10 protein-coding genes are annotated in these 9,452 nt (G+C 60.8%); 7 read left to right on the top strand and 3 right to left on the bottom strand.

Annotated elements, in window-relative coordinates; translation table 11 throughout:
* Positions 1–92: 92 nt before the first annotated feature.
* Positions 93–1,115, bottom strand: a complete 1,023-nt coding sequence (locus tag OKB81_RS17540) for a GGDEF domain-containing protein (protein ID WP_041214487.1) — start codon at positions 1,113–1,115, stop codon at positions 93–95.
* Positions 1,116–1,248: 133 nt separating this feature from the next.
* Here OKB81_RS17540 and rnr point away from each other — a divergent pair, with 133 nt between their 5' ends.
* The 4 genes from rnr (at position 1,249) to OKB81_RS17520 (ending at position 5,572) form a co-directional block, all read left to right on the top strand.
* Entirely contained in the window at positions 1,249–3,642 is a 2,394-nt protein-coding gene (rnr, locus tag OKB81_RS17535; protein ID WP_049636454.1) for a ribonuclease R, read from the top strand.
* Positions 3,639–4,388, top strand: coding sequence for a 23S rRNA (guanosine(2251)-2'-O)-methyltransferase RlmB (rlmB, locus tag OKB81_RS17530; protein ID WP_041214488.1), 750 nt, complete (start codon positions 3,639–3,641; stop codon positions 4,386–4,388). Before rnr ends, rlmB begins: the two co-directional genes overlap by 4 nt.
* Positions 4,389–4,395: 7 nt before the next feature.
* Positions 4,396–4,965, top strand: coding sequence for a Crp/Fnr family transcriptional regulator (locus OKB81_RS17525; RefSeq protein ID WP_010673116.1), 570 nt, complete (start codon positions 4,396–4,398; stop codon positions 4,963–4,965).
* A gap of 151 nt (positions 4,966–5,116) precedes the next feature.
* Positions 5,117–5,572, top strand: a complete 456-nt coding sequence (locus tag OKB81_RS17520; protein ID WP_042878826.1) for a GNAT family N-acetyltransferase — start codon at positions 5,117–5,119, stop codon at positions 5,570–5,572.
* Positions 5,573–5,759: 187 nt separating this feature from the next.
* Here OKB81_RS17520 and OKB81_RS17515 read toward each other — a convergent pair whose 3' ends face one another.
* Both OKB81_RS17515 and OKB81_RS17510 read right to left on the bottom strand, forming a co-directional pair.
* Complete coding sequence (locus tag OKB81_RS17515; RefSeq protein ID WP_052814588.1) at positions 5,760–6,608, bottom strand: hypothetical protein; 849 nt, start codon at positions 6,606–6,608, stop codon at positions 5,760–5,762.
* A 100-nt stretch (positions 6,609–6,708) separates the two neighbouring features.
* The gene (locus OKB81_RS17510) at positions 6,709–7,932 is read right to left on the bottom strand and encodes an Nramp family divalent metal transporter (RefSeq protein ID WP_160838884.1); all 1,224 of its coding nucleotides are present in this window, start codon (positions 7,930–7,932) and stop codon (positions 6,709–6,711) included.
* Positions 7,933–8,168: 236 nt separating this feature from the next.
* On the opposite strand from OKB81_RS17510, the gene rpsF reads away from it, so the two are divergent.
* The 3 genes from rpsF to rplI are packed head-to-tail and all read left to right on the top strand — an operon-like array spanning position 8,169 to position 9,317.
* Positions 8,169–8,555: a 30S ribosomal protein S6 gene (gene rpsF / locus OKB81_RS17505; RefSeq protein ID WP_005331771.1), complete on the top strand. Its 387-nt coding sequence runs from the start codon at positions 8,169–8,171 to the stop codon at positions 8,553–8,555.
* Positions 8,556–8,587: 32 nt separating this feature from the next.
* A complete protein-coding gene (gene rpsR, locus OKB81_RS17500) occupies positions 8,588–8,818 on the top strand; it encodes a 30S ribosomal protein S18 (protein WP_005313392.1) in 231 nt (76 codons plus the stop codon).
* 52 nt (positions 8,819–8,870) lie between these two features.
* On the top strand, positions 8,871–9,317 hold the full coding sequence (gene rplI, locus OKB81_RS17495; protein WP_010673120.1) for a 50S ribosomal protein L9: 447 nt from the start codon (positions 8,871–8,873) through the stop codon (positions 9,315–9,317).
* Positions 9,318–9,452: the final 135 nt, after the last annotated feature.

Raw genomic sequence — 9,452 nt, 5'->3', positions numbered from 1 at the left:
GCCATGATCTCGCACCTCAGTAACTGTACGTAAGATCAGTATAGCTCGTGGTGACTGCTAATCATGGGTAATCAGGTTTGCATTTGGTGGGATCAGGAGGGCAGTGGCATCACCCGATTGCGTCCCAGCTCCTTGGCCTTGTAGAGCAGCTTGTCGGTACGCTCGATCAGGGTGTCTGCCGTCTCCTGAGGGATGTATTCCCCCACGCCGAACGAGGCGGTGATGTGATCGATGCGTCGCCCGGATTTGCGATCCAGAATCGACATCCGCTCGATGACGCGACGTAGGCTCTCGGCCATCTGGCGGGTCAGCGCCAGGGCGCGGTTTGGCACCAAGAGGGCAAACTCCTCACCCCCCAGGCGATAGGCGGTTATGCCCTCCTTGCTGGCCTCTCGCAGCCGCTTGCCGACGATGCGCAGCACCTGGTCCCCCAGCAGATGTCCGTATTCGTCGTTGAAGTTCTTGAAGCGATCGATATCGGTCAGGATCAGGGAGAAGGGCTGCTTGCTGCGGATGAGGCTGTCCATCTCGAGATCGAAGGCGCGTCGATTGAGCAGAGACGTGAGCGGGTCCTCGGTGGCCAGCTTCCTCGTCTCGTTCAGGGCCTGTTTCAGCTCCTTGATCTCTTTCTCGGCGCTGCTGAGCTGGTTGCGAAAGTGGAGGGTGGACATGCGTACGTCGCGCGACTCGCGCACGAGATCCCGCAGGATCCCCATGGTGTCTTCCAGGCTGAGCCCCTCGTCGTCTATCTTGCTCAGCTTGTCGAAACTCTTGTCGAGCATCTCCTGAAACAGCCCGGTATCGGAGATGGCATCCTGCATCGAGTGACTCAGCTCGCTGGCCATGGCCGCGAGGTTGAGTTTCATCGCCTCCATCTGCTGCTCGTCCTGGGCCGCAAGGTGCTGGTGGTAGAGACGCTCACAGGTGGTCAGGGAGAAGGTTCCCTGCTGTTTTATCGCCTGATCGACGGCATGGTTGAGTTCGGGCATGTCGCCGGAGACGTAGCTGTACCAAAGGTGATAGTTGTTCGGCGTGGTGGGAATTTGATACTTGATCATCAGGGGAACCGCCTGTTTCAAATAGGCGGCAGATTGGGCGAACGAGTCCTTGCTCATGAGTTCCGAGTCTCACATACCTGCAAACTGTGTCCAGTATGACAGAGAGAATGGCCAAAAGGCAGTCGATGGATGCCATTAGCTCCCCCCTCCGATATAATGTCTGCGTTATTACCTACCCTAAGGCCTGCTTATGTCTCAAAAAGATCCTTTCCTCCAACGCGAGGCCGAAAAATACGAAAACCCCATCGCCAGTCGCGAGATGCTGCTGGAGCTCATCAAGGGCCATGAGAAACCCATGTCCCGGGAAGAGCTGGCCAAGGTCCTCAAGCTGACCGATGAAGAGCCGTTGGAAGCCTTGCGACGTCGTCTGCGCGCCATGGAGCGCGACGGGCAGCTCGTGTTCACCCGCAACCAATGTTACGCCCTGCCGGATCGCCTGAATCTGGTCAAAGGCTATGTGCTTGGCCACAAAGATGGATTCGGTTTTCTGCGCCCCGAGGGTGGTGGAGCGGATCTCTTCCTGAACAACCGCGAGATGCAGCGCCTGATGCATGGCGACTATGCCCTGGTGCAGCCGACCGAGATCGATCGCAAGGGTCGTCAGGAAGCGCGTCTGGTGCGCCTGCTCAAATCCCGCGAGGCGGACATCGTCGGTCGTTACTTCGTCGAGAACGGCGTCGGTTTCGTGGTACCCGATGACAGCCGCATCGGCCAGGACATCATCATCCCGGAAGGGGAGAACAAGGGGGCTCGCCAGAGCCAGGTCGTAGTCGTGCGCATCAACCAGCGCGCCACTGCTCGCTTCAATGCGGTCGGTACCGTCTTGGAAGTCCTGGGTGAGAACATGGCGCCCGGTATGGAGATCGAGATCGCCCTGCGTACCCACGGCATTCCGCACACTTGGCCGGAAGAGGTGACCAAAGAGGTCGCCGGTCTCGGTGAGCAGGTGCCGGAGAAGGCCAAAGAGGGTCGCATCGACCTGCGCGCCCTGCCGCTGGTGACCATCGACGGGGAAGACGCCCGCGACTTCGATGACGCTGTCTTTTGTGAAGCCAAGCGCGGTGGCGGCTGGCGCCTGTGGGTCGCTATTGCCGACGTTTCTGCCTATGTGAAACCGGGCACGGCCCTCGACACCGAAGCCTATCAGCGCGGAAACTCGGTCTATTTCCCCGAGTTCGTGGTGCCCATGCTGCCGGAGGTGCTCTCCAACGGTCTGTGTTCCCTGAACCCGCAGGTCGACCGGCTCTGCATGGTGTGCGAGATGACCATCTCCGCCGCCGGCCGCATGTCCGGCTACAAGTTCTACGAAGCGGTAATGAACTCCCACGCTCGCCTGACCTACACCAAGGTAGCGGCGATCCTGGACGGGGATCCCAAGCTGCGTCAGCAGTATGATCCGCTGGTGGGCCACATCGAGGAGCTGAGCAACCTCTACAAGGCGCTCAAGCATGCCCGTCATCAACGCGGTGCGGTGGAGTTCGAGAGCGAGGAGACCCGCTTCATCTTCAACGCCCAGCGCAAGATCGACCGTATCGTACCGCTGGTGCGCAATGACGCCCACAAGATCATCGAAGAGTGCATGATCCAGGCGAACGTGGCTGCCGCCCGCTACATCGAGAAGAACGAGGCCGCCGCCCTGTTCCGGGTGCACGACCGCCCGGGCGAGGAGCGTCTGACCGGCTTCCGTGACTTCCTGGCCGAACTGGGTCTGGAGCTCAAGGGGGGCCTGGAGCCCGAGCCGAAGGACTTTGCCGACCTGGCCGCCAAATTCGAAGGGCGCCCGGATGCGGAATTGCTCTCCACCATGCTGCTGCGCTCCATGCGTCAGGCCATCTATCAGGCCGACAACATCGGTCACTTCGGCTTGGCCCTGAAGTCCTACGCTCACTTCACCTCGCCGATCCGTCGCTACCCGGATCTCATCCTGCACCGGGCGATCAAGTACCAGACCGCCAAGGAGCAGCAGGCCAACCTGCGTCACAAGTGGACGCCGAGCGGTGGCTACCACTACCAGCTGGAAGAAGTGGACCCCATGGGCGAGCACTGCTCCATGACGGAGCGCCGTGCCGATGATGCCACCCGCGACGTGGCAGACTGGCTCAAGTGCGAGTACATGCTGGATCACGTGGGTGACGAGTTTGACGGCGTCATCGCCAGCGTCACCGGTTTTGGCTTCTTCGTGCGTCTGGCGGAGATCCACATCGACGGTCTGGTGCACGTCAGCACCCTCACCAACGACTACTACCAGTTCGACCCGCTGCACCAGCAGCTGATCGGCGAGAACTTCCGCCGTCGCTATCGTCTGGGTGACAAGGTGCGGGTCAAGGTGATGGGCGTGAACCTGGACGATCGCAAGATCGACTTCGTGATGGTGGAAGAGCCCCTCAAGGCCACCGGCAAGAACGCCAAGGAGATGGCGCGCAAGCAGGCCGAGATCAAGAAAGAGAAGGCCAAGAGCGCCCAGCGCCACGAGAAACGCAAAGAGGGCAAGGAGAGCGGCAAATCCGACAAGGGTGGCCGTGCCAAGCCCAGCAACAGACGACCGAGCAAAAAGGCTCGCGACAAGGCCAAGAGCACTAAATGAGTACTGAATTGATCTACGGCATTCACGCCGTCTCCGCGCTGCTGGAGCGCACCCCCGAGCGCTTCATCGAGGTGTGGGCTCTCAAGGGCCGCGATGACGAGCGGCTGCATCCCCTGCTGGCCGAGCTGGAGTCCCTCGGTATCAGGGTGCAGAGCGTGAACCGCAAGACGCTGGATGACAAGGCGGAAGGCAACAATCACCAGGGCATCATGGCCAAGGTGATTGAAGCGCCCAAGCTGGCCGAGCACGACCTGGCCAGCCTGCTGGACGGTCTGGCGGCGCAAGAGACAGCGCCCTTCCTGCTGGTACTGGACGGGGTGACCGACCCGCACAATCTCGGCGCCTGTCTGCGCAGTGCCGATGCGGCCGGGGTACATGCGGTGATCGTGCCGCGGGACAAGGCCACAGGCCTCACGTCCGTGGTGCGCAAGGTCGCCTGTGGCGCCGCCGAAGTGGTGCCGCTCATCCAGGTCACCAACCTGGCCCGCAGCCTGCGCGAGCTGCAGGAGCGCGGCGTCTGGATCGTGGGTACCGCCGGCGAGGCGGATCACGATCTCTATCAGGCCAAACTCACCGGCCCCATGGCGCTGGTGATGGGGGCCGAAGGCAAGGGGATGCGCCGCCTGACCCGCGAACATTGCGACGAGCTGGTGAGCATCCCGATGGCGGGGGCAGTATCCAGCCTCAACGTCTCGGTGGCGAGCGGTGTCTGCCTGTTCGAAGCCGTGCGCCAGCGCCGCGTCTGACAAGACGATGACCGACAGACCCCCCTTTGTCTGGGAACGGGTTGCAGATGAGCAGGAGGCCGAGCGCCTCCTCTCTTTTGTCCGCTCCCTGACCTTGCCCCCTCGCACCTGCCTCTGGCATGCCGGTGACAGTCCGGCGCTGCTGGTCAGAGTGGAGGAGGGGTTGCTGCGGGCCAAGGTGGTGCTGGCGGATGGCCGCGAGTACATCAAGGAGTTCTATTGGGAGGGGGACGAGTTTATCGACTTCCACCACCTGCTCAGTGGTGAGCCCGCCCGCTACAGCGTGGAGGCGCTGGAGCCTTGCCGGCTGCAACTTCTTCCGCTGGCGGATCTGCGCCGACTCCCTTGCTGGCCCGCCTGGTATCACCATCTCCTTGAAGTGCAACTGCGCATCAAGGAGGAGAAAGAGCTGTTACTGCTGACCGGGGGCCCAGAGGCGCGCTATCAGCATTTTCTGCGAAGCTTCCCCGCGCTGGATGCCAGGGTTCCGGATCACCAGATTGCCGCATATCTGGGGATCACCCCCATCAGCCTGAGCCGCATCCGCAGGCGGCTGAAAACGCGCGATCAGGGTTGAGCCAGAAGGGATTGCCGATGAACCTGGGCAGAGATCGGCTCTTTGTCGGCCATGTCCGCATTGGATGAGAAGGGGGCCAACTTAACCAAGGTTAATGCCCCTCGTCGGGAGCAAGATTATGCTGTCAGACCCCATTAAACAGGAGTCATTCATGAACTGGAGTATGAAATCCTGGTCCGAGCTGACCACGGATGAATTGTATGAGCTGCTTGCCCTGCGCGCCGAGGTGTTCGTGGTGGAGCAGACCTGTCCCTTCCAGGATCTGGACGGGCTGGATCGCCGTGACGGCGTGCTGCATCTGCTCGGTCGTGAGGGGGATCACCTGGCGGCCTATGCCCGCATCATGGCGCCCGGCATTGGTGATGGCAGCGGCGCCGCCATCGGCCGTGTGGTCACCTCTCCCACGTCGCGGGGGGGCGGACTGGGTCACCGCCTGCTGGCGCAAGCGGTCAGAGAGTGCGAGGCTCGCTGGCCTGCACACAGCATCTGGCTCGGTGCACAGGCCCACCTGCAAGGCTTTTACGGCCAGCATGGTTTCGTGGCCGAAGGGGAAGGATATCTGGAAGATGACATCCCTCACATGGGGATGCGAAGGGAGCCTGCCTGACATCGTCAGGCGCCAGGAAAGGGGCAAGTGGCCCCTCATCCGTGGTGCATCGCATGGTTTTTTGCTACCCCGTGGCCATGGGGTCGCAGCCCGGGGTGAGATACCGCCGCGCTGATCTGCCTGCGGGTCTCTCTGTCGGGACACCGCCCCGGTCAGGGCGGTGCGACATCAGGAAGGCTGTGGTGGTTCAGGGAGTGACCCGGGTGGTGAGGGTAAATCCCTCTTCACTGGAGGCCAGCGTCACCTGAACCTGGCCCAACTCGGTCAGAGTGCTTACATGGGTGCCGCCACAGGGAATGGTGATCTCCCGACCGTCCACCATGCCATGCCAGTAGCGGGAATCGATGATGGCATCACCGGCCCGGCTGCGGCGGATCTCGCCTCCCTCTTTGAGCCAGCGCATCAGCTGCTCGTTGACCTGGAGCGCTATCCTGTCGAGGTCGGCCAGCAGTGCCTCGCTGTTGATTCCCTTTTTCCGAAGGCTCTTGCCGATCCGGTACTGCTCCTTTGATCCTCTGGGCTCGACCCGGGAGTGCTGGATGGCGAGGCGGTCGAAATCCGGCTGCCCGAGAGCGTCCAGCTCGCTTGTCTCCTTTCGCCAATAGGGCGTGAGCGCCCGATTGAGGGCCAGTGCCACCAGGTGGCAGGCGCTGTGGCCCAGGCTCAGGGCATGGCGTGCCTCGGCATCCACCGTCAGTTCCACAGGCGAGCCAATGGCAAGGTGATGGGAACCAGCGAGGGGGTGCACCACCACGAAAGCCCACCCATCAGCCCCTCGCTTGACCGGAATCTCCGTATCCACGAACAGCTCTCCCTCGGGACTGATGGCGCCCATGCGGCAGGGGCCCACGGCCGCTTCCCCCCCTTCCCAGCGCACAGTGCCCACGTCACCGGGTTGATCGGGCCAGAGGTGGCTCTGGGGATGAAAGGGGGTGAGGTCGGTGACCAGCAGGGTCGGATCCCCCTGTTTGCAACAGACGACGCTGGCCTGTTCCTGATGGTGGCCCAGTACGAAGCTGGCTCGGGTATGTTCCATGGCAGGGCTCCCGCAACGAGATGATGAGAAGGGAAAGAGGCAGCATACGCGAAAGTGCGAAGAGGCTCATCAACCCGGGTCAATGAGCCTCAAGATGGCTTTAGAGGGTGGTGACCAGCAGATAGGCATTGAGGCCGATCACCAGGGCGACGATGAGGCGCCCCACGGCCTGGGTGACGGGGTGATTGCGATGTGCCCCCATCAGGGCGCGATCACCGGTCAGGATCAGCAGCGGAATAAGAGCGAGGGCGATGCCGAAGCTCAGCACTACCTGGCTCAGTACCAGAATTTCCGTGGTGTTGAGGCCCATGGCGATCACCACGAAGGCGGGAGCCATGGTGATGGCTCGGCGCAGCCAGAGCGGAATGGTGAAGCGCACGAAGCCCTGCATCACCACTTGTCCCGCCAGCGTTCCCACCACGGTGGAGGAGATGCCGGAGGCGACCAGGGAGAGGCCGAACAGGGTGGCGGCTGCCGGGCCCAGCAGGGGCGTGAGGGTCTGGTAGGCCGTTTCCAGCTCGGCCACCTGCTGATTGCCGGAGCTGTGGAAGGCGGCCGCCGCCATGGCCATCATGGCCAGGTTGACGAAGCCGGCGATGGTCATGGCGATGGCCACGTCGACCCGGGTGCTGTGCAGTCGCTGGGTCACCGTGCCCTGCTCCTGGGTATGCTGGGTCAGGGCCGAGTGGAGATAGATGACATGGGGCATCACGGTGGCACCAAGCACGCCGGCGGCAAGATAGACAGCATCACCATTGGGGAGGCCGGGGAAGAGTGCCCCTTCCAGCAGACTCGGCAGGTGGGGGCGCGAGAAGATCAGCTCGACGATGTAGGCGGCGGCCACGAACAGCAGCAGGCCGCCCACCACGAACTCCAGCGGCTTCTGGCCGCGGGATTGAAGCATCAGGATCCCCCAGGTGACCACGGCGGTGATGCAGGCCCCTTCCAACAGGGTGATGCCGAGCAGCAGTTTGAAGCCGACCGCAGCGCCGATGAACTCGGCGAGATCGGTGGCCATGGCGATGATCTCGGCCTGCACCCAATAGGCCCAGACTGCGGGCCTGGGCATACGATCACGAATGTGTTCCGCCAGGTTCTTGCCAGTGACGATACCGAGCTTGGCCGAGAGGGTCTGCACCAGCATGGCCATCAGGTTGGCCCACACCACTACCCACAGCAGTTGATAGCCGAAGGTGGAGCCGGCCTGGATATTGGTCGCAAAATTGCCCGGGTCGATATAACCGATGGCGGCGATGAAGGCGGGGCCGAGCAGGGTCAGCTTGAATTTGCGGGCCGGGATGGCCGTGGTGAGCGCAGGTTGCATACTGTCATCCTCCGTGGGGATATGAGGAGAGTATGGATCTAAGTGATAATTGTTATCAATTAAAGTTTTGTATCGGGCTCATCGAGAAAAACATCTTGCTTCGCCAGTTGCAGTGGGAGAGGTGATTTCGTACAATACGCCGCCCTAGAAAGCAGCGTCTAAACATCACTATGTTCCTTGCCTCCGAGGTCTGGCTGCACCTGGGCGGAGGCTGAATTAATCCGTAAGGAGCTAAAATGCGTCATTACGAAATCGTCTTCATGGTTCATCCGGACCAGAGCGAGCAAGTACCTGGCATGATCGAGCGTTACACCGGCGCTATCACCACCGCTGGTGGTACCATTCATCGCCTGGAAGATTGGGGCCGTCGTCAACTGGCTTACCCGATCGACAAGCTGCACAAGGCTCACTACGTTCTGATGAACGTAGAAGCTGAACAGGCCGTTATCGATGAGCTGGAAACCAACTTCCGCTTCAACGATGCCGTTATCCGCAACATGATCATGCGCACCAAGCACGCCGTGACTGAAGTTTCTCCGATGGCCAAGGCCAAGGAAGAGCGCTTCACCCGTCGTGACGACGAGCGTCGCGAAGATGCTGTTGAAGCGTCTTCCGAAGAGTAATTCTTAGATCACCGCATTAGAGGATAAAGGCCATGGCACGTTATTTCCGTCGTCGTAAGTTCTGCCGCTTCACCGCCGAGAACGTTACCGAGATCGACTACAAAGATATCGTTACTCTGAAAAACTACGTCACTGAATCTGGCAAGATCGTACCGAGCCGTATCACCGGTACCCGCGCCAAGTATCAGCGTCAGCTGGCACGCGCCATCAAGCGTGCTCGTTACCTGGCTCTGCTGCCGTACACCGATCTGCACAACAAGTAAGAATCGGCCCGGCGCTTACGCCTAACTCAACGAAATTTATAGAGGAAAGGTAATGCAAGTTATCCTGCTCGATAAGATCGCCAAACTGGGCGGTCTGGGTGACCAAGTTTCCGTAAAAGCTGGTTATGCCCGTAACTACCTGATCCCGCAAGGCAAAGCTGTTATGGCCACCAAGGCCAACATCGAAGCCTTCGGTGCTCGTCGCGCTGAGCTGGAAGCCAAACTGGCTGCCAACAAGGCTGCTGCCGAAGAGCGCGCTGCCAAGCTGGGTGAGCTGGCTGCCGTTGTCATCGCCTCCAAGTCTGGCGACGAAGGCAAGCTGTTCGGTTCCATCGGTACCCGTGATGTGGCTGAAGCCATCACTGCTGCCGGCGTAGCCGTTGCCAAGAGCGAAGTCCGCATGGGCAACGTTCTGCGTAACACCGGTGAGTACGAAGTTGTTGTTCAGCTGCACGCTGACGTCAAAGCAACCGTACAAATCCAGGTTGTTGCTCTGTAATAGCGTTCCGCTCTTGCAGAAAAACCCGCGCACATGCGCTAATGCCGATCAGTTAAGAATCCATTGACCGATCCTCAGGCTGTGTAAGAATCCGAAACTCCTTGTTGGGTTTCGGATTTTTTTATGCGTATCGAC

It is taken from the genome of Aeromonas sp. QDB56 (assembly GCF_027705505.1).
GTDB lineage: Bacteria > Pseudomonadota > Gammaproteobacteria > Enterobacterales > Aeromonadaceae > Aeromonas > Aeromonas caviae.
The sequence above is the reverse complement of the archived record's forward strand: the minus strand, read 5'-3'. Positions and strand labels throughout refer to the sequence as shown.